Genomic DNA, 18,124 nt, shown 5'->3' on the forward strand with positions numbered 1-18,124 from the left:
CCTTAGCAGATAAAACCTCACGTCTCCGTCAAAAAAATCCCGGAGATCTGTAGGATTTATCTTGTCGCGTCTCATTATATGGGATTGATATTTATATATTGAGATATTGCTGGCCGTAGGTTTATATTCGCCCATTTGCTTTTTTCAGCACCCACTCATTTCAGGTGAAGCGATGCAGGCGCAATTGATCGCGCTCGATTGGGGGACCAGCTCCCTTCGTGCTTACAAACTCGGCCCCGCAGGCGTGGTGCTGGAACAACGCTCGCTGGCCTTGGGCATCATGCATTTGCCCAGCGAACCCCGGAACATCGCAGGCGTTGACTGTACTGACGGCTTTGAGTTGGCGTTCGATACCGCCTGCGGCGATTGGCTCGACGCTCAGCCGAGCCTGCCGGTTATCGCCTGCGGCATGGTCGGCAGCGCCCAGGGTTGGAGCGAGGCGGCTTATCGCAGTACCCCTGTAGACGTCGCCAGCCTCGGCCAAGCGTTGCACTGCGTACGCAGCTTGCGCGCAGTAGATGTGCATATCGTGCCGGGGGTGATTGAGCAGGTTGGCCTGCCCAATGTGATGCGTGGCGAAGAAACCCAGGTGCTCGGCGTGTTGCAAGGCCTTGGTGCCCAGGTGTTGATTGGGCTGCCCGGCAGCCATTCCAAGTGGGTCGAGGTGGTCGAAGGTCGCATTACTCATTTCGACACCTTCATGACCGGTGAACTGTTTGCGATATTGAGCAAGCACAGCATCCTGGGTCGCACCCAGCAGCCGTGCGAGCAGTTCCAGGCCGAGGCTTTCGACCGCGGCGTGCACGTAGCGCTTTCAAAAGATGGCCAACGTGGCGTGCTGTCGACGCTGTTCAGTGCCCGCACCTTGGGGCTGACCACTGAACTGGCGCCCGAGCAGCAGCCCGACTATCTGTCCGGCCTGCTGATCGGTCACGAACTCGCTGGCTTGCCAGACAACGCCAAACATAAACCAATCATCCTGGTGGGCGCGGCACCCCTCTGCGCGCGCTATCAACGCGCCCTCGCCCTTTGCGGTTTTGCCCATGTGAGCCTGGCGCAGGAAGCCACCGAACGCGGCCTGTGGCAATTGGCCGTGGCGGCTGGGCTCATTCAACCTGTAACGGAGGCCTGACATGCTCAAGCAAGCACTCGCGCAAAACGGTTTGATCGCAATCCTGCGCGGCATACGCCCGGATGAAGCCCAGGCTATCGGTAAGGTGCTGTACGACGCGGGGTTTCGTGTGATCGAGGTCCCGCTCAATTCGCCCGACCCGTACACCAGCATCCGCACCCTGCGCGACAGCCTGCCCGCCGATTGCCTGATCGGTGCCGGCACGGTGTTGACGCCGGAACAGGTCGAGCAGGTCAAGGCTGCGGGTGGTCAGGTGATTGTCATGCCCCATAGCGATGCCAAGGTCTTGCGTGCCGCCAAGGCGGCGGGCCTGTATTTGTCGCCTGGCGTGGCCACTCCCACAGAAGCTTTTGCTGCACTGGCCGAAGGCGCCGACGTATTGAAGCTGTTCCCGGCCGAGCAAATCGGCCCGGCAGTGATCAAGGCATGGCTGGCGGTATTGCCGGCTGGCACCTTGTTGCTGCCGGTGGGCGGCATTACCCCGGACAACATGCAGGTGTTCATCGACGCCGGCGCCAAGGGGTTCGGGTTGGGTTCCGGGCTGTTCAAGCCGGGAATGACAGTGGATCAGGTCGCGAGCCATGCCCAGGCTTATGTCGCCGCCTGGAAAGCCCTGAGCTGATATCAAGTTCCGCGCCCACAGGCGCTGCATCTATAAGAGAGACAAGAGATGAAAATCACCAAACTGACGACCTTTATCGTCCCGCCGCGCTGGTGCTTCCTCAAGGTCGAAACCGACCAGGGTGTGACTGGCTGGGGTGAGCCTGTGGTCGAAGGCCGCGCTCACACCGTCGCGGCTGCTGTCGACGAACTGTCCGACTACCTTATCGGCAAAGACCCACGCAATATCGAAGACATCTGGACCGTGCTCTATCGCGGCGGCTTCTACCGTGGCGGTGCCGTGCACATGAGCGCCCTCGCCGGCATCGACCAGGCGCTGTGGGATATCAAGGGCAAGGCCCTCGGCGTCTCGGTCAGCGATCTGCTGGGCGGCCAGGTGCGCGACAAGATCCGCGTGTATTCGTGGATCGGCGGCGACCGACCTGCCGACACTGCCCGCGCCGCCAAAGACGCCGTGGCCCGTGGTTTCACCGCGGTAAAAATGAACGGCACCGAGGAGTTGCAGTTCGTCGACAGTTTCGAAAAAGTTGACCTGGCCCTGGCCAACGTCGCGGCCGTGCGCGATGCAGTTGGCCCTAACGTGGGTATCGGCGTCGACTTCCATGGCCGCGTGCACAAACCTATGGCCAAGGTGCTGATGAAAGAGCTCGACCCGTACAAGCTGATGTTCATTGAAGAGCCGGTGCTCAGCGAAAACTACGAGGCGTTGAAAGAATTGGCACCGCTGACCAGTACGCCGATTGCCCTGGGCGAGCGCCTGTTCTCGCGTTGGGATTTCAAGCGCGTACTCAGCGAAGGCTATGTCGACATCATCCAGCCGGACGCCTCTCACGCGGGCGGTATTACCGAAACTCGCAAGATTGCCAACATGGCCGAAGCCTACGACGTGGCCTTGGCCCTGCATTGCCCGCTCGGTCCAATCGCGTTGGCGGCGTGCCTGCAGTTGGATGCGGTTTGCTACAACGCGTTTATCCAGGAGCAGAGCCTGGGCATTCACTACAACGAGAGCAATGACCTGCTCGACTACGTGCGTGACCCGGGCGTATTCGACTATGACCAGGGCTTTGTGAAGATTCCGAACGGGCCGGGCCTGGGCATCGAGATCAACGAGGAATATGTGATTGAGCGCGCGGCTATCGGCCATCGCTGGCGCAATCCGATCTGGCGTCATGCCGATGGCAGTTTTGCGGAATGGTGATTCCTACTTGAAGAATCGCGGTTAAAAATGTGGGAGGGGCGGTGCGACGATGTCGACTGACACTCAGCCATCGGGGGCAAGTCGAATCGTCGCACCGCCCCTCCCACATTTCTAACCGCGTTTATTCAGTTAGACCTATCCTCAATAAACATAAGAAGAGGCAACCCCATGCACCCTGAACCCCTCACCGGCCAGGCTTCTTTAGTCACGCCCAGCCGAAAGCGTTTCTTCATCATGGTGCTGCTGTTTATCACCGTGGTTATCAACTACCTCGACCGCAGCAACCTGTCGATTGCCGCCCCGGCGCTGACCAGCGACCTGGGCATCGACCCGGTGCAGGTCGGGCTGATTTTCTCGGCGTTCGGCTGGACTTACGCGGCCATGCAAATCCCCGGCGGCTGGCTGGTAGACCGCGTGCCGCCGCGTATTCTCTATACGGTCGCCCTGCTGCTGTGGTCGATTGCCACCGTCATGCTCGGTTTCGCCGCCAGCTTCATCGCGCTGTTCGTGTTGCGCATGGCGGTGGGCGCATTGGAAGCACCGGCCTATCCGATCAACAGTCGTGTGGTCACCACTTGGTTTCCTGAGCGCGAGCGCGCGACCGCGATTGGCGTCTACACCTCCGGGCAATTCGTTGGCCTGGCGTTCCTGACGCCGGTCCTGGCCTGGCTGCAACACCAATACGGCTGGCACATGGTGTTTGTCGTCACTGGGGGTGTCGGCATCCTGTGGGCCGCGATCTGGTACGCGGTGTATCGCGAACCGAAGGATTTCAAGGGCGCCAATGCGGCTGAAATCCAGTTGATCCGTGATGGTGGCGGCCTGGTGGATATGCAGGCACAAACCGCCAAGGCGCCGTTCAGTTGGGTCGACCTGGGTATCGTGCTGAGCAAGCGCAAACTCTGGGGCATATACCTGGGCCAGTTCTGCCTGAACTCCACGCTGTGGTTCTTCCTGACCTGGTTCCCGACGTACCTGGTGAAGTATCGCGGCATGGACTTCATCCAGTCAGGCTTGCTGGCATCATTGCCGTTCCTCGCCGCGTTTGTGGGCGTGCTGTGTTCGGGGGTGTTTTCCGATTGGCTGATTCGCCGTGGAGCCTCGGTGGGCTTTGCGCGCAAGCTGCCGATCATCAGCGGCCTGCTGATTTCTACGGCGATCATCGGCGCCAACTACGTGGACTCCACCGCGTGGGTCATCGCGTTCCTGGCGGTGGCGTTTTTCGGCAATGGCCTGGCATCGATCACCTGGTCATTGGTGTCGACCCTGGCGCCTGCGCGGTTGCTGGGGCTGACCGGGGGCGTGTTCAACTTCATCGGTAACCTGGCAGCGATTGCCACGCCTATCGTGATTGGCTTTCTAGCCAGCGGCGATTCGTTTGCGCCGGCGATTACCTATATTGCGGTACTGGCATTGCTTGGTGCGCTTTCCTACATATTGCTCGTAGGCAAAGTCGAGCGGATCGAGCTGTAAAAGCGGGCGACCTCAGGGTCGCCCTTTTTCGAGCTACGGCACCGACATCTCGTTACGAAAAATATGGCGTGGGTCCCAGCGCTGCTTGGTACGCCGTAATCGGCTTTCGATGATCAGGTCGGGGAAGAAGATTCGATACCACTGGGGGTTTTTGCCGTTGGGCGGATTGCCGCCCACGTACGTCATGTCGAGGTCAGGGTAGTTGATGTAGCAACCTTCGAACTCATTGTTGATCGGTACGCCCTGAGCATCGGCAAACGCGTTTAAGTACAGCCCTCGGATCCAGTCGGCATGGGCTTGGTCCGAAGCGTCGCTGGCGTCGCGCCAATAACATTGTGGCTGCCACTTGAGGTAGGAAGAGCGCTGCGCGACGGAAGATTCCCTGCGCACTGGCGCGCTGACGGCATTGATCTGTCCACCGAAAGACTGAATCTGGATAAGGCTTTGTGTCAGGTGCTTGTCTGGGTCGGGCCAGTTCAATGTGGTCCAGATGGCGTCCAGTACCTGCGAGGTGAATGAACCCTTTTGGTAAGCCGATTTATAGCGCCCCCGCTGGTTGTCCCCTGAGCCATTCAACGTCTGTTGGCACACCAGCCAATCCAGGCGCTGCTCGGCTGCCTTCGCGGCTGAGAGTGAGTCGATGGTGCGGCCGGTAGCGGTGCCGGGCGGCAGATGGATGACATGAAACGGCACCAGCGATTCTGTAGCGGGAAGGCCAATGGCTGTGAGCATCCTGCTGACAAAGTCATCGAAGGGCGCCCGGTCGTTCAGTTCGCCATCCTTGTCCACATAGTGAATGCCCAAGGTAACGTTGCCCGTGTGTCGGTGGCGCATCTCAAGCTTGGTCGCCAGCCCCCAAGTGTCCGGGTTGTCTTGATTGTTGGCAAACCATGACTGATAGGCGACCAGCAGGTTGTCGAGCGCGGGTTTGGTCAGTACTGACCAGTCCCATTCCAGCACCAGCCACAGCACTTCCTTCGGTGCAGCAGGCAGGTCCTTGAAGTAATAGCTGGTGATGATGCCGAACTGTCCGCCACCTGCACCGCAGCACGCGGCGAACAGGTCCAGTTCGTCCTGGCTGGTGCTGTTTCTTGAAACGTGATGCTTTTCGAGAGCTTTGCCTTCGATATCGGGCACCAGGATATCCACACCGCTCAGCCAGTCACACACCAGTCCGTATTTGCGTGACAACAGCCCATAGCCGCCCCCGCATATGTGCCCGCCCAGGCCCACCGAATAGCACGACCCCCCTGGCAGGGTCTTGTTGGCCAGTTTGTATAACGCCACGTAGACATCCCAGTTTTGGGCACCGGCTTCGAGGCGAAAGCTATAGCGTTCAGTTGCTGCGGGGTCCAGATCGGAACCGATTTGCCCGGCAACGTCGTAGACCACTCGGTTCAGCGCACTGATATCCAGGATCGACAGCACCTCACGGGGGCTGTCGGGCATCTTGTTGGCGACAAAACCTTCGTAGCAATGGCCTCCGCTGCGCACGGTAATGCGCCCGTTGGGTTGGGCCAATGCCTGCGCGGCGGCATCTATGATGTCTTGCGAGCTGTGGCAGAGGTAGATCAGGTTGGCGCCATTGGGCGAGGACTGGCCCTGCACGTTGCCGAGTGGCCAGCGCAGGTTGAAACCTTTCTGCAATGTTGAATGACGGCGGTCTGAAGGGGTGACGAGATCAAATGCCATGATGTGCTCCTGAAGAGACAAAGATGACTTCTGATGCGGCTAACTTAACGACCGGGGGCAAGGACTGCGTGGCCTGCGAGGGTGGTTAGACGGCAAAGGGCACGAAGCGCGTTAAACGGAGGCGGGCGACATGCCCGCCTCCCTTGAAGCCTAGCTGATCAGCCGGAAGGCGTTCAGATGGAGGGATTACATTTACTTGCGAGCGTTACGCACACCTTCCGACAGCGCCGCGCACAGGCTCAACACGCCATCAATGGCTTGCTGGTCGTTTTCGGCGTTGGCGATATGGTCGATCAGCGCTGAACCCACCACTACACCGTCTGCCAGGCGAGCAATGGCCGCTGCCTGGTCCGGCGTGCGTATGCCAAAGCCGATGCTGATCGGCAGGTCGGTATGGCGACGCAGGCGGGTCACGGCTTCTTCGACGTGCTCCAGGGTGGCGGCACCGGCACCGGTCACACCGGCCACCGACACGTAATACACAAAGCCGGAGCTGCCGTTGAGCACTGTGGGCAGGCGTATGTCATCGGTGGTCGGGGTGGTCAGGCGGATAAAATCGATGCCCGCGGCCTGGGCCGGGTCGCACAGTTCACCGTTATGCTCAGGCGGCATGTCGACCACGATCAGGCCGTCGACGCCAGCTGCCTTGGCATCGGCAATGAACTGTGGCACGCCGTATTTATGGATCGGGTTGAAGTAGCCCATCAACACCAGTGGGGTGTCGTTGTTGTCCTGGCGAAACTCGCGGACCATTTGCAGGGTTTTCACCAGGTTCTGCTTGGCGGTCAGCGCACGGATATTGGCTAGTTGAATAGCCGGGCCGTCAGCCATCGGGTCAGTGAAGGGCATGCCCAGCTCGATCACATCGGCGCCGGCTGCCGGCAGGCCCTTGAGGATCGCCAGCGAGGTGTCATAACCCGGGTCGCCGGCGGTGACGAAGGTCACCAGGGCGGCGCGGTTTTGTTCCTTGAGTTGAGCGAAGCGGGTTTGCAGGCGGCTCATTTAGTGTTTCTCCTGCTGAGACTGTTCCATGTGGTGCATCACGGTCTGCATGTCTTTGTCGCCACGGCCGGACAGGTTGACCACCATCAGGTGATCCTTCGGCAAGGTCGGTGCGCGCTTGAATACTTCTGCCAGGGCGTGGGCGCTTTCCAGCGCAGGGATAATCCCTTCCAGGCGGCAGCACTTGTGGAAGGCATCCAAGGCTTCGTCGTCGGTCACCGAGGTGTACTGGACGCGGCCGATATCATGCAACCAGGCGTGTTCAGGGCCGATGCCGGGGTAGTCGAGGCCGGCGGAAATCGAGTGGGCGTCGATGATCTGGCCGTCGTCGTCCTGCAGCAGGAAGGTGCGGTTGCCGTGCAGCACGCCCGGTACGCCGCCATTGAGGCTGGCGGCGTGCTTGCCGGTTTCGATGCCATGGCCTGCGGCTTCAACACCGATGATCTCGACGCTGGTGTCATCCAGGAACGGGTGGAACAGGCCCATGGCGTTGGAGCCGCCGCCGATGCATGCCACCAGGCTATCCGGCAGGCGGCCTTCCTGGGCTTGCAGCTGGGTACGGGTTTCCTTGCCGATCACGGCCTGGAAGTCGCGCACCATCGCCGGGTAAGGGTGTGGGCCGGCCACGGTGCCGATCAGGTAGAAGGTGCTGTCGACATTGGTTACCCAATCACGCAGGGCTTCGTTCATCGCATCTTTCAGAGTACCGGTGCCGGCGACCACCGGAATCACTTCGGCGCCCAGCAGCTTCATGCGGAACACGTTGGCCTGCTGGCGCTCGATGTCAGTGGTGCCCATGTAGATTACACATTGCAGGCCAAAGCGTGCGGCGACAGTGGCGGTGGCCACGCCGTGCATGCCGGCGCCGGTCTCGGCGATGATGCGTTTCTTGCCCATGCGCCGCGCCAGCAGGATCTGGCCGATGCAATTATTGATCTTGTGCGCGCCGGTGTGGTTGAGCTCTTCGCGCTTGAGGTAGATCTTGGCGCCGCCACAGAACTCGGTCAGACGTTCGGCGAAGTACAGCGGGCTGGGGCGTCCGACGTAGTCGCGCTGGAAGTAGGCCAGTTCTTCGTTGAACGCGGGATCAATCTTGGCCGCTTCGTATTCACGGGCCAGGTCGAGAATCAACGGCATCAAGGTTTCAGCGACGTAGCGGCCACCGAACCCACCAAACAGGCCGTTGGCGTCAGGGCCGTTGCGTAGATCGGTCTGGGACTGAGTCATGGGACGCTCCAGGGAAGAATGTGTTTAAGAGGCAATGACGGCCACTCTACCCCTGACGCTGTAGCCTGAAAACCGATAAGATCGCCTCAACCTGTCAGGAAAACTCACAGATGAGCCGCGACCTTCCACCCCTCAACGCCTTGCGCGCATTTGAAGCCACCGCCCGCCTCAACAGCGTCAGCCAGGCCGCCGAGCAATTGCACGTGACACATGGTGCGGTGAGCCGCCAGTTAAAAGTGCTTGAAGAACACTTGGGGGTAAGCCTGTTCGTCAAGGAAGGACGAGGCCTCAAACTCACAGCTGCGGGCGTGAGGCTGCGAGATGCCAGCGCCGAGGCGTTCGAGCGTTTGCGGGATGTGTGCGCTGAGCTCACCCAGAGCAGCGCCGATGCGCCTTTCGTGCTCGGTTGTTCGGGCAGTTTGCTGGCGCGTTGGTTTATTCCGCGCCTGGGGCGCTTGAATGCGGATTTGCCGGACTTGCGCTTGCACCTGTCTGCCGGCGAAGGTGACCTTGACCCTCGTCGCCCTGGGTTGGACGCGCTGCTGGTATTTGCCGAGCCGCCGTGGCCGGCGGATATGCAGGTGTATGAACTGGCCAGCGAACGCATCGGTCCGGTCATGAGCCCGCGTTATGACGGTTATAAACAGTTGCGCCAGGCACCAGCGTCGGCTTTGGCTGATGAAGGGCTATTGCACACCACGTCGCGGCCCCAAGCCTGGCCCAGTTGGGCGCGTCAACACGATATCGAGCCCGGCGCGTTGAAATTCGGCCAGGGATTCGAGCATTTGTATTATTTGCTGGAAGCGGCAGTTGCAGGATTGGGAGTGGCGATTGCGCCAGAGCCGCTGGTGGCAGAGGACCTGCGTGCGGGTCGCCTGGTGGCGCCGTGGGGTTTCAGCGAAACCCCGGCGCACCTGGCGTTGTGGCTACCCAAGCGCGCCGCGGACGGGCGCGCCGGGCAGTTGGCGCAATGGCTCAAGGCCGAGCTGATGCGCCAACCGCTATAGCCGGTAAATCAGTCGCCGCGCTTGCACAGCAGGTAAGCCGCCAGCAGACCCAGCGCGCCAACGGCGACGCCGGCGGTGGTCCATGGATGCTCTTGTGCATAGTCCCGGGTGGCAACACCGGTTTCGCGGATTTTGACTTTGCTTTCTTCATAGGCATCGCTGATCAGATGACGAGAGTGCTTGAGGGCGTTCTCGGCATTGCTTTTCAGGGCCTTCAGCGTTTTGCGCGACTCATCGGATGCATCATCCTTGAGGCTCTCAAGGGACTTGAGCAGGCTCGAGATCTCGGCTTCCATGCTTTCCAGCGACGCTTTGCGTAAAGAAGTGTTGGCCATGTGAACATCTCCTGAAGTGATTGAGTGGCGTGTGTAGATACCGACTGCGGCGGTTTCAGAAAGTGCAGTAATTCTGAACTTTCACCTCTCAACGGTCGCCAGAAGCAGTACGAGTATTCACTGCTAGTCTTGATTAACGACCCCTAGGAGAAACGCCATGAGTGATCATCACACCTACAAGAAAGTCGAACTGGTGGGTTCTTCCACCACCAGCATTGAAGATGCGATCAACAATGCCCTGGCTGAAGCGAACAAAAGCATCAAGCACCTGGAGTGGTTTGAGGTGACCGAAACCCGTGGTCACATCAAGGATGGCAAGGCCGCGCACTTCCAGGTCACGCTTAAGGTGGGATTCCGAATTGCCAGTAGTTAATCGGCTGAGTTGAACTTTGACCGCTGGCCGATTGCCATAACCTGCGCTACAAACAACGGGTGCCGACGCGATGAGCGCCGGCACGCTCTTTCGATCAGCGCAAGGAAAGTAACGGATGAAGAAGTTTCTGTTGGCGGTAGGTTTGTTGGGCATTGCGGGCACGGCCCTGGCGGCGGGCAAGCCTTGTGAAGAGCTGAAAAGCGAAATTGCAGCGAAAATCGACGCCAAGGGCGCGTCGGGTTATTCGCTGGAAGTGGTGGATAAAAGCGCTTCGACCGACGCTAAAGTGGTCGGCACCTGCGAAGGTGGCACCAAGGAAATCGTCTACAAACGCGGTTAATCCCGTGTTGCAGACATAAAAAACCGACGCAGGTGCGTCGGTTTTTTTTCGTCTGGGTTCAGCCTTTCATAACCTGTGCCAGCAACTCGTAGGAATGAATCCGGTCGGCGTGCTCGTACAGGTCACTGGTGAAGATCAGCTCATCGGCGCCGGTCTGCTCGATCAACACCTCCAGCTTGGCGCGGATCTTCGCCGGGCTGCCGACCATGGCCAGGCCGAGGAAGCTTGCGACCGCGTCTTTTTCATGGGGCAACCACAGGCCATCCATGGTGTTCACCGGTGGGCGCTGCACCAGGCTTTGGCCGCGCATCAGCGCGAGGATGCGCTGGTACACCGAGGTGGCCAGGTAATCGGCCTGTTCATCGGTATCCGCCGCCACCAGAGGAATGCCGAGCATCACGTAGGGCTTGTCCAACACTGCCGACGGCTTGAAGTGATTGCGGTACACGCGAATCGCCTCATGCATCAAGCGCGGTGCGAAATGGGAGGCGAAGGCGTAGGGTAAACCCCGCTCACCGGCCAATTGCGCGCTGAACAGGCTTGAACCCAGCAGCCACACCGGCACGTTGGTGCCGGTGCCCGGTACGGCGATCACCCGTTGATCGGGCGTACGTGGGCCCAGGTAGGCCATCAATTCGGCCACATCCTCGGGGAAATCATCGGCACTGCCTGAGCGTTCACGGCGCAGAGCGCGGGCGGTCATCTGGTCGGAGCCGGGCGCTCGGCCCAGACCCAGGTCAATACGGCCGGGGTAGAGGCTTTCCAGGGTGCCGAACTGCTCGGCGATCACCAGCGGCGCATGGTTAGGCAGCATGACTCCGCCGGAACCCACGCGGATGGTCGAAGTGCCGCCGGCCAGGTAGCCGAGCAGTACCGAGGTGGCCGAGCTGGCGATGCCGTCCATATTGTGGTGCTCAGCTACCCAGAAACGGTGGAAGCCGAATTTTTCCACGTGCTGGGCCAGGTCCAGGGAATTGCGCAGCGACTGCGCTGGGTTGCCGTCGGCGCGCACGGGCACCAGGTCGAGTGTCGAAAATTTTACGTCGGACAGCGATTTCATAAGCCTGCTTCTCCAAAGGGGCGCACAGGCTTTTTTTATCGAGCCAAAACCTGCCGCGGCATGTGCATGCCCTATGCAATGAGGGCATATACCCGAGATTCAATAGTACGCGAGAATTTTCCTACTTAATCACTAGGTTTTTCTTACGAGTGAACTTTGCCGTGGCGTCTATCCTCAGAACCCTTACTGACACAAAACCACCGTTCGAGGAGAAAGCTATGAGCATCGTTAAAAAGGCATCCGCGCATTGGGAAGGTGATCTGAAGACTGGCCTGGGTTCCATTTCCACGGAAACCGGCGTACTGCGCGAAGCGCCCTACGGCTTTAAGGCCCGATTCGAGGGCGGCAAGGGCACCAACCCAGAAGAACTGATCGGCGCGGCTCATGCCGGCTGCTTTTCCATGGCGTTTTCCATGATTCTCGGCGATGCCGGGCTCAAGGCAGACAGCATCGACACCCAGGCTGATGTGACGCTGGACCAGGTCGATGGCGGCTTTGCGATCACTGCGGTGCATCTGACCCTGAAAGCCAAGATCCCAGGCGCCAGCCAGGCACAGTTCGATGAACTGAGCAAAAAGGCCAAGGAAGGGTGCCCGGTTTCCAAGGTGCTGAATGCGACCATCACCCTGGATGGCACGCTGGTTAACTAACTCAGCACTGCCTGTGTGGGAGGGGGCTTGCCCCCGATAGTGGTGGGTCAGCCAATAGTTGGATGGCGGATACACCTTTATCTGGCACAAGCCCCCTTCTCATTTAGTTCTGCGTTAAATCAGAACTCGTGTTTCCCCCATGTGGTCCTATAGCCTATGCAGCCTTAGGCGCACACTCGTGCGCATGCATTCAGGGAGCTACACACATGAAACGTTTTGCCTTGGCGATCATCTGCGCTGTATTGGCCACTTCGGCCGTGGCCGCGCCAAAAGATTGTGAAGAGCTCAGGAAGGAAATCGAAGTGAAGATCCAGGCCAAGGCGATTCCGTCCTACACCCTGGAAATCATCACCGCCGAAGAAGCCAAGAATCATGATGAAGCCATGATTGTCGGGTCGTGCGAAAACGGCACCAAGCGCATCATCTATCAGAAGAACAACGACTGATCAGATGCAGTTAACGCTGCGTTCTTCGGCCAGCAACTGCCGTGCTGAGTCATACAGCCGGATATTGGGCGTGAACGCCAGCGAGCGGCCTTCGAGCACATAGCGCTGGCCGGCCTGGAAATGATCGTACTGCAAGGTCATGAAACAGGTTCGATACATCATCTGGCTGAGGCCACCCAAACCACCGCCGGCGGGCACTTCAAAGTCAAAGCGCACCATCAGCTCGTGAGGGCCGGGGGGCATCTGGAAAAAGCGTCCGTCGTCGAGGTTCTTCCCATCCAGCCGCTGGGCCATGACCAACTTGGAGCCCGGGGTCGGCGTGGTGAAGTCGACCCAGGCCTGCTGCGGGTCGGCTGGCGGGAGAGGCGTCGAAGCGCAGGCGCTGAGGAACAGGGCGGCGACGGGAAACATAAACTGACGCATGGCAGGTACTCAACGCAGGGAGAGGTTTGAGTATAAACACGCCGCGCCGTAGAAAAATTCCATAAAAGCGCGATAGCTTGGCGAATTAATCAACCAGGAGCAGTGGGGGCATGATCAGGCGTTTTCTTCCAGGGTTGATGGTTGTGCTACTCAGCGGTTGTTCCAGCGTCAGTTATTACAGCCAGTTGGCGAGCGGCCAGTGGCAGTTGTTACGCGCCAGGAAGCCGGTTGCCGAGGTCATTGCCGACCCCTCTCGCCCGCCATTGCTGCGCGAGCATCTGGTTCAATCGCAGAAAGCCCGAGCCTTTGCCAGTGAGCACCTGCATCTGCCCGACAATCAAAGTTACCGCCTATACGCCGATATCGGCCGGCCCTATGTGGTGTGGAATGTCTTTGCCACGCAGGAGTTTTCCCTGTCCGCTGAAAACCACTGCTTCCCCATTGCAGGTTGCGTCGCCTATCGCGGCTACTACAGCCAAGGTGCGGCGCGTGGCGAAGCGGCGTTGTTGCGGCAACGGGGCATGGACGTATCGATCGGTGGCGTCGAGGCTTATTCCACCTTGGGTTGGTTCAACGACCCGATCATGAGTTCGATGATGAGTTGGGGCGATGAGCGCCTGGCCACACTGATTTTTCATGAGCTGGCCCACCAACGCTTTTACGTGAAAGACGACACCGAGTTCAATGAATCCTATGCCAGCTTCGTTGAGCAGGAAGGCACTCGTCAATGGCGGGCGGCACGAGGCCTGGCGCCTTTCAGCGATGCGGCGTTGAAGCAGCGCGACCAGTTTATCCGGCTGATTCTCGAAACCCGCAAACGCCTGGAAGCGCTGTATGCGCAGCCGTTGGCAGCGGACGTGATGCGGCAGGCCAAAGCGGCGCAGTTCGAGCGCTTGCGCAGTGAATACCGGCAGATGCGTGATAGCCAATGGGGCGGCGACAAACGTTATGACGCCTGGATCAACCAGCCGATGAATAACGCACGGCTGTTGCCGTTCGGGCTGTATGACCAGTGGGTGCCGGCGTTCGCAGCGTTATTTGCACAGGAAGGTGGGGATTGGGTGAAGTTTTATGCGGCTGTGGAAAGGCTGGGTGGGTTGCCAGTGGCGCAGCGTAAAGCGGAGTTGAGGCAGTTGGAGGGTGCTGGCCGTTAGGGCCTAATCGTGGGCAAGCCCCCCCCACACTGAACTGTGAACGCAGTCCAATTGTGGGAGGGGGCTTGCCCCCGATAGCGGTTTCAAGCGCGCTGCAAAAACGCCTGATGCATCTGCGCCAACGTCTCGAAATGCCAGGTCGGCGCCTCGGCATTGAGCTCTTCAAAACTGCCAAACCCATACCCCACCGCCGCCGAATCCAGCCCGTTGCTGCGTGCGCCGATCAGGTCATGCTTGCGATCACCAATCATCAAGGTGGTGGCCGGGTCCAGCCCTTCCTCACGCATCAAGTGGGCGATCAACTCGACCTTGTTGGTGCGCGTGCCGTCCAGCTCGCTGCCGTAGATCACCTTGAAGTGCTTGGCGAAGCCGAAATGCCGCGCAATCTCACGGGCAAATTCCCACGGCTTGGAGGTGGCTACGTATAGCTGGCGGCCCTGGCTGTTCAGCTCTTCCAGCAATGGCATGACGCCGTCGAATACGCGGTTTTCATACAGCCCGGTGACCTTGAAGCGTTCGCGATAGAAGTTCACCGCTTCCCAGGCCTTGGCCTCGTCGAAGCTATAGAACTGCATGAACGCCTGCAGCAAGGGCGGACCGATGAAGTGTTCGAGCTTGGTCAGATCGGGCTCGTCGATGCCCAATTTGCCGAGGGCATACTGGATCGACCGGGTAATGCCCTCACGTGGGTCGGTCAGGGTGCCGTCCAGGTCGAACAGGACGGTGGAGTGGTTCAGATTCATTGATCGAAGCCTTCAGCCAGGTGCAGGTCCTTGAGCTTCACGTAGTTCGCGGCGCTGTAGGTGAAAAAGGCACGCTCCTTGTCAGTCAGGGCGCGGACCTGTTTAACCGGGCTGCCCACGTACAAGAAGCCGCTGGCGAGTGTCTTGCCTGGCGGCACCAGGCTGCCGGCGCCGATGATCACGTCGTCCTCGACCACGGCACCGTCCATCACGATACTGCCCATGCCGATCAGGATGCGGTTACCTACGGTGCAGCCATGCAGCATGACCTTGTGGGCGATGGTCACGTCGTCACCGACCAGCAGCGGGAAACCGTCAGGATTGAACGGCCCTGCGTGGGTAATGTGCAGCACGCAGCCGTCCTGCACGCTGGTCCGTGCACCGATGCGGATGCGGTGCATGTCGCCGCGTATCACTGTCAGCGGCCATACCGAGCTGTCGGCGCCGATTTCGACATCGCCGATCACCACCGCCGAAATATCGACAAAAGCCCCGGTGCCCAGGGTCGGCGTGTGGTTCTGATAGGTGCGAAGGGTCACGATAGCCTCTCTCTCTTCTGCTGATAGCTGCGGTGGGTGTTGATTGTAATTAAGATGGCCCCATCTTTGTTCTTACATGTTTCTTCAGCCAAGGTGCCAACCGTGAGCGCGAACAACCCTCTTTTGCAGTCCTACGACCTGCCGCCGTTCTCGGCGATCCGTGCCGAGCACGTCCAGCCGGCCATCGAACAGATCCTCGCCGACAACCGTGTGGCTATCGCAGACATCCTGCAAAGCCAGGGTAAAAATCCGACATGGGCCGGTCTGGTCCTTGCCATGGATGAACTCAATGATCGTCTTGGCGCTGCCTGGAGCCCGGTCAGCCACCTCAATGCCGTGTGCAACAGCGCCGAGCTGCGCGAAGCCTACGAGGCTTGCTTGCCGGCATTGAGCGCCTACTCCACCGAAATGGGCCAGAACCGCGAACTGTTCCAGGCCTTCGAAGCCTTGGCCAACAGCCCAGAGGCCGCCGGTTTCGACGTGGCGCAGAAAACCATCCTGGAACACGCCCTGCGCGATTTCCGCCTGTCGGGCATCGACCTGCCGCCGGAACAGCAAAAGCGCTACGCCGAAGTGCAAAGCAAGCTTTCCGAGCTGGGCAGCAAATTCTCCAACCAGTTGCTGGACGCCACCCAAGCCTGGACCAAACACGTCACCGATGAAACCACTCTCGCCGGCCTGACCGACTCTGCCAAGGCGCAAATGGCCGCTGCGGCCCAGGCCAAGGGCCTTGATGGCTGGCTGATCACCCTGGAATTCCCCAGCTACTACGCGGTAATGACCTACGCCCAGGACCGCGCCTTGCGTGAAGAGGTGTACGCCGCTTACTGCACCCGTGCATCGGACCAAGGTCCGAACGCCGGCCAGAACGATAACGGCCCGGTGATGGAGCAGATCCTCGACCTGCGTCAGGAACTGGCCCAGTTGTTGGGTTTTGCATCCTTTTCAGAGCTGAGCCTCGCAACCAAGATGGCCGAGTCCAGTGACCAGGTGCTGAGCTTCCTGCGCGATCTGGCCAAGCGCAGCAAGCCGTTTGCCGCCCAGGATTTGCAGCAGCTCAAGGCTTACGCCGCCGAACAAGGCTGCGCCGACCTGCAGAGCTGGGACAGCGGTTTCTACGGCGAAAAACTACGCGAGCAGCGCTACAGCGTGTCCCAGGAAGCCCTGCGCGCCTACTTCCCCATCGACAAGGTGCTGGGTGGGCTGTTTGCCATCGTTCAGCGCCTGTATGGCATTGAGATTGCCGAGCTAAAAGGCTTCGACACCTGGCACCCGGATGTCCGCCTGTTCGAAATCAAGGAAAACGGCGAGCACGTCGGGCGTTTCTTCTTCGACCTGTACGCTCGCGCCAACAAGCGCGGCGGTGCCTGGATGGACGGAGCCCGTGACCGCCGCCGCACCGTCGATGGCGTGCTGCAAAGCCCCGTGGCCAACCTGGTGTGCAACTTCACTCCAGCCGACAGCGGCAAGCCTGCCCTGCTGACCCACGATGAAGTCACCACGCTGTTTCACGAATTCGGCCACGGCCTGCATCACCTGCTGACCCGCGTCGAACATGCCGGCGTATCCGGTATCAACGGCGTGGCGTGGGATGCGGTGGAGTTGCCGAGCCAGTTCATGGAGAACTGGTGCTGGGAGCCCGAGGGCCTGGCACTGATTTCCGGCCACTATGAAACCGGCGAGCCGCTGCCCCAGGACCTGCTGGAAAAAATGCTCGCCGCGAAAAACTTCCAGTCCGGCCTGATGATGGTGCGCCAGCTGGAGTTTTCGCTGTTTGACTTCGAGCTGCACGCCACCCATGGCGATGGCCGCAGCGTGGCGCAGGTCCTTGAAGGCGTGCGTGACGAAGTCTCGGTGATGCGTCCACCGGCCTACAACCGCTTCCCTAACAGCTTCGCGCACATTTTTGCCGGGGGTTATGCGGCGGGTTACTACAGCTACAAGTGGGCGGAAGTGCTGTCCGCGGACGCATTTTCCAAGTTCGAAGAAGACGGAGTGCTCAACGCCCAGACCGGTCGTGCGTTCCGTGAAGCGATCCTGGCCCGTGGGGGCTCCCAGGCACCGATGGTGCTGTTCGTCGACTTCCGCGGACGAGCGCCGTCGATTGACGCACTCTTGCGCCACAGCGGCCTGAGTGAGGACGCGGCAGCATGAGTGAAGGGCCTGTGATTACCAAAAAGCAATTTATCGCCGGGGCAGTCTGCCCGGCGTGCAGCGAGCCGGACAAGTTGAAGATGTGGACCGAAGACAGCGTGCCGCACCGTGAGTGCGTGGCCTGTGGCTATACCGATACGTTGAATGATCAAGGCTTGTCTGTGCCCAAGGAATTGGGCACGCGGGTCAATACGTCGGCGTTGAAAGCGCCTGCGGATCCAAAAGTGCAAGCTGTGCAGTTCTTTCCCAACCCCAAGTTGAAAAAAGACTAACAACCTGTACGCATACCGAAATGTGGGAGGGGCTTGCCCCCGATAGCGGCGTTCCAGCCATGCATAGGTTGGCTGACACGACCCTATCGGAAGCAAGCCCCCACCCACTTTCTATGCGACTTAGGTCGCTGAATCTCTCCTCTACATCCTTAGCCTGCTATCATTTGTAACTATTGATTGCGGCTGCGCTCTATTTCATTGGATCGGTTGGATCCAATGTGCCGCTAAAAAAGACGAACCGTTCTCAGAAGCGGCTGCCGAACCCGTGCCCACATGATGAGGT

Annotated in this window: 20 protein-coding genes; 12 read left to right on the plus strand and 8 right to left on the minus strand. The window is 59.7% G+C overall.

Annotation, left to right across the window (positions count from 1 at the left end):
* The first annotated feature begins 172 nt into the window (after positions 1–172).
* The 4 genes from BLU48_RS28600 (at position 173) to BLU48_RS28615 (ending at position 4,424) form a co-directional block, all read left to right on the plus strand.
* Positions 173–1,132: a 2-dehydro-3-deoxygalactonokinase gene (locus tag BLU48_RS28600; protein WP_057023219.1), complete on the plus strand. Its 960-nt coding sequence runs from the start codon at positions 173–175 to the stop codon at positions 1,130–1,132.
* Between the two features lies 1 nt (position 1,133).
* Complete coding sequence (locus tag BLU48_RS28605; RefSeq protein WP_057023218.1) at positions 1,134–1,754, plus strand: 2-dehydro-3-deoxy-6-phosphogalactonate aldolase; 621 nt, start codon at positions 1,134–1,136, stop codon at positions 1,752–1,754.
* 48 nt (positions 1,755–1,802) lie between these two features.
* Positions 1,803–2,951, plus strand: a complete 1,149-nt coding sequence (gene dgoD, locus BLU48_RS28610) for a galactonate dehydratase (protein ID WP_057023217.1) — start codon at positions 1,803–1,805, stop codon at positions 2,949–2,951.
* 168 nt (positions 2,952–3,119) lie between these two features.
* Positions 3,120–4,424: an MFS transporter gene (locus BLU48_RS28615; protein WP_057023216.1), complete on the plus strand. Its 1,305-nt coding sequence runs from the start codon at positions 3,120–3,122 to the stop codon at positions 4,422–4,424.
* A 33-nt stretch (positions 4,425–4,457) separates the two neighbouring features.
* Here the strand turns inward: BLU48_RS28615 and BLU48_RS28620 are convergent, their stop codons facing one another.
* The 3 genes from BLU48_RS28620 to trpB form a co-directional block, all read right to left on the minus strand.
* Positions 4,458–6,116: an FAD-dependent oxidoreductase gene (locus BLU48_RS28620; RefSeq protein ID WP_057023215.1), complete on the minus strand. Its 1,659-nt coding sequence runs from the start codon at positions 6,114–6,116 to the stop codon at positions 4,458–4,460.
* A 192-nt stretch (positions 6,117–6,308) separates the two neighbouring features.
* Complete coding sequence (gene trpA, locus BLU48_RS28625; protein ID WP_057023214.1) at positions 6,309–7,118, minus strand: tryptophan synthase subunit alpha; 810 nt, start codon at positions 7,116–7,118, stop codon at positions 6,309–6,311.
* Positions 7,119–8,345, minus strand: coding sequence for a tryptophan synthase subunit beta (gene trpB / locus BLU48_RS28630; RefSeq protein WP_043048280.1), 1,227 nt, complete (start codon positions 8,343–8,345; stop codon positions 7,119–7,121).
* Between the two features lie 110 nt (positions 8,346–8,455).
* Between trpB and BLU48_RS28635 the strand changes: the two genes are divergently transcribed.
* The gene (locus BLU48_RS28635) at positions 8,456–9,352 is read left to right on the plus strand and encodes a LysR family transcriptional regulator (protein ID WP_057023213.1); all 897 of its coding nucleotides are present in this window, start codon (positions 8,456–8,458) and stop codon (positions 9,350–9,352) included.
* Positions 9,353–9,360: 8 nt separating this feature from the next.
* Here the strand turns inward: BLU48_RS28635 and BLU48_RS28640 are convergent, their stop codons facing one another.
* On the minus strand, positions 9,361–9,687 hold the full coding sequence (locus tag BLU48_RS28640; RefSeq protein ID WP_003170746.1) for an ElaB/YgaM/YqjD family protein: 327 nt from the start codon (positions 9,685–9,687) through the stop codon (positions 9,361–9,363).
* Between the two features lie 157 nt (positions 9,688–9,844).
* Between BLU48_RS28640 and BLU48_RS28645 the strand changes: the two genes are divergently transcribed.
* Together BLU48_RS28645 and BLU48_RS28650 are read left to right on the plus strand one after the other, a co-directional pair.
* Complete coding sequence (locus BLU48_RS28645; RefSeq protein ID WP_005783406.1) at positions 9,845–10,060, plus strand: dodecin; 216 nt, start codon at positions 9,845–9,847, stop codon at positions 10,058–10,060.
* A 115-nt stretch (positions 10,061–10,175) separates the two neighbouring features.
* A complete protein-coding gene (locus BLU48_RS28650) occupies positions 10,176–10,400 on the plus strand; it encodes a DUF1161 domain-containing protein (RefSeq protein ID WP_057023212.1) in 225 nt (74 codons plus the stop codon).
* 58 nt (positions 10,401–10,458) lie between these two features.
* Here BLU48_RS28650 and BLU48_RS28655 read toward each other — a convergent pair whose 3' ends face one another.
* Positions 10,459–11,460 (minus strand): LLM class flavin-dependent oxidoreductase, encoded by a 1,002-nt coding sequence (locus BLU48_RS28655; protein WP_057023211.1) that lies wholly within the window; start codon positions 11,458–11,460, stop codon positions 10,459–10,461.
* Positions 11,461–11,678: 218 nt separating this feature from the next.
* On the opposite strand from BLU48_RS28655, the gene BLU48_RS28660 reads away from it, so the two are divergent.
* Together BLU48_RS28660 and BLU48_RS28665 are read left to right on the plus strand one after the other, a co-directional pair.
* Positions 11,679–12,110 carry an OsmC family protein gene (locus BLU48_RS28660; RefSeq protein ID WP_043048284.1) on the plus strand — a complete coding sequence of 144 codons (432 nt, stop codon included), beginning with the start codon at positions 11,679–11,681 and terminating at the stop codon, positions 12,108–12,110.
* Between the two features lie 206 nt (positions 12,111–12,316).
* Entirely contained in the window at positions 12,317–12,556 is a 240-nt protein-coding gene (locus BLU48_RS28665) for a DUF1161 domain-containing protein (protein ID WP_057023210.1), read from the plus strand.
* Here the strand turns inward: BLU48_RS28665 and BLU48_RS28670 are convergent, their stop codons facing one another.
* Positions 12,557–12,979, minus strand: a complete 423-nt coding sequence (locus tag BLU48_RS28670) for a PA0061/PA0062 family lipoprotein (RefSeq protein ID WP_057023209.1) — start codon at positions 12,977–12,979, stop codon at positions 12,557–12,559. It abuts the gene before it with no gap.
* A 110-nt stretch (positions 12,980–13,089) separates the two neighbouring features.
* Here BLU48_RS28670 and BLU48_RS28675 point away from each other — a divergent pair, with 110 nt between their 5' ends.
* Positions 13,090–14,133, plus strand: coding sequence for an aminopeptidase (locus BLU48_RS28675; protein WP_057023208.1), 1,044 nt, complete (start codon positions 13,090–13,092; stop codon positions 14,131–14,133).
* An 83-nt stretch (positions 14,134–14,216) separates the two neighbouring features.
* Here the strand turns inward: BLU48_RS28675 and BLU48_RS28680 are convergent, their stop codons facing one another.
* Both BLU48_RS28680 and BLU48_RS28685 read right to left on the minus strand, forming a co-directional pair.
* Positions 14,217–14,876 carry an HAD family hydrolase gene (locus tag BLU48_RS28680; protein ID WP_057023207.1) on the minus strand — a complete coding sequence of 220 codons (660 nt, stop codon included), beginning with the start codon at positions 14,874–14,876 and terminating at the stop codon, positions 14,217–14,219.
* Positions 14,873–15,415, minus strand: coding sequence for a gamma carbonic anhydrase family protein (locus BLU48_RS28685; protein WP_057023206.1), 543 nt, complete (start codon positions 15,413–15,415; stop codon positions 14,873–14,875). The genes BLU48_RS28680 and BLU48_RS28685 overlap by 4 nt, the downstream gene beginning before the upstream one ends.
* Positions 15,416–15,469: 54 nt before the next feature.
* Here BLU48_RS28685 and prlC point away from each other — a divergent pair, with 54 nt between their 5' ends.
* Both prlC and BLU48_RS28695 read left to right on the plus strand, forming a co-directional pair.
* Entirely contained in the window at positions 15,470–17,569 is a 2,100-nt protein-coding gene (prlC, locus tag BLU48_RS28690; protein ID WP_172833435.1) for an oligopeptidase A, read from the plus strand.
* Positions 17,566–17,841 carry a YheV family putative zinc ribbon protein gene (locus tag BLU48_RS28695; protein ID WP_017528719.1) on the plus strand — a complete coding sequence of 92 codons (276 nt, stop codon included), beginning with the start codon at positions 17,566–17,568 and terminating at the stop codon, positions 17,839–17,841. Before prlC ends, BLU48_RS28695 begins: the two co-directional genes overlap by 4 nt.
* Positions 17,842–18,124 lie beyond the last annotated feature (283 nt).

It is taken from the genome of Pseudomonas synxantha (assembly GCF_900105675.1).
Lineage (GTDB): Bacteria > Pseudomonadota > Gammaproteobacteria > Pseudomonadales > Pseudomonadaceae > Aquipseudomonas > Aquipseudomonas synxantha.

What these genes read in the sequence shown, in the direction of transcription:
- BLU48_RS28695 (WP_017528719.1), top strand. Translation starts at nt 17,566, where the DNA reads ATGAGTGAAGGGCCTGTGATTACCAAAAAGCAATTTATCGCCGGGGCA.
- BLU48_RS28600 (WP_057023219.1), top strand. Translation starts at nt 173, where the DNA reads ATGCAGGCGCAATTGATCGCGCTCGATTGGGGGACCAGCTCCCTTCGT.
- BLU48_RS28620 (WP_057023215.1), bottom strand. Translation starts at nt 6,116, where the DNA reads ATGGCATTTGATCTCGTCACCCCTTCAGACCGCCGTCATTCAACATTG.
- BLU48_RS28665 (WP_057023210.1), top strand. Translation starts at nt 12,317, where the DNA reads ATGAAACGTTTTGCCTTGGCGATCATCTGCGCTGTATTGGCCACTTCG.
- dgoD (WP_057023217.1), top strand. Translation starts at nt 1,803, where the DNA reads ATGAAAATCACCAAACTGACGACCTTTATCGTCCCGCCGCGCTGGTGC.
- BLU48_RS28640 (WP_003170746.1), bottom strand. Translation starts at nt 9,687, where the DNA reads ATGGCCAACACTTCTTTACGCAAAGCGTCGCTGGAAAGCATGGAAGCC.
- BLU48_RS28605 (WP_057023218.1), top strand. Translation starts at nt 1,134, where the DNA reads ATGCTCAAGCAAGCACTCGCGCAAAACGGTTTGATCGCAATCCTGCGC.
- BLU48_RS28655 (WP_057023211.1), bottom strand. Translation starts at nt 11,460, where the DNA reads ATGAAATCGCTGTCCGACGTAAAATTTTCGACACTCGACCTGGTGCCC.
- trpB (WP_043048280.1), bottom strand. Translation starts at nt 8,345, where the DNA reads ATGACTCAGTCCCAGACCGATCTACGCAACGGCCCTGACGCCAACGGC.
- BLU48_RS28680 (WP_057023207.1), bottom strand. Translation starts at nt 14,876, where the DNA reads ATGAATCTGAACCACTCCACCGTCCTGTTCGACCTGGACGGCACCCTG.
- BLU48_RS28650 (WP_057023212.1), top strand. Translation starts at nt 10,176, where the DNA reads ATGAAGAAGTTTCTGTTGGCGGTAGGTTTGTTGGGCATTGCGGGCACG.
- BLU48_RS28675 (WP_057023208.1), top strand. Translation starts at nt 13,090, where the DNA reads ATGATCAGGCGTTTTCTTCCAGGGTTGATGGTTGTGCTACTCAGCGGT.
- trpA (WP_057023214.1), bottom strand. Translation starts at nt 7,118, where the DNA reads ATGAGCCGCCTGCAAACCCGCTTCGCTCAACTCAAGGAACAAAACCGC.
- BLU48_RS28615 (WP_057023216.1), top strand. Translation starts at nt 3,120, where the DNA reads ATGCACCCTGAACCCCTCACCGGCCAGGCTTCTTTAGTCACGCCCAGC.
- BLU48_RS28670 (WP_057023209.1), bottom strand. Translation starts at nt 12,979, where the DNA reads ATGCGTCAGTTTATGTTTCCCGTCGCCGCCCTGTTCCTCAGCGCCTGC.
- BLU48_RS28660 (WP_043048284.1), top strand. Translation starts at nt 11,679, where the DNA reads ATGAGCATCGTTAAAAAGGCATCCGCGCATTGGGAAGGTGATCTGAAG.
- BLU48_RS28635 (WP_057023213.1), top strand. Translation starts at nt 8,456, where the DNA reads ATGAGCCGCGACCTTCCACCCCTCAACGCCTTGCGCGCATTTGAAGCC.
- prlC (WP_172833435.1), top strand. Translation starts at nt 15,470, where the DNA reads ATGGCCCCATCTTTGTTCTTACATGTTTCTTCAGCCAAGGTGCCAACC.
- BLU48_RS28645 (WP_005783406.1), top strand. Translation starts at nt 9,845, where the DNA reads ATGAGTGATCATCACACCTACAAGAAAGTCGAACTGGTGGGTTCTTCC.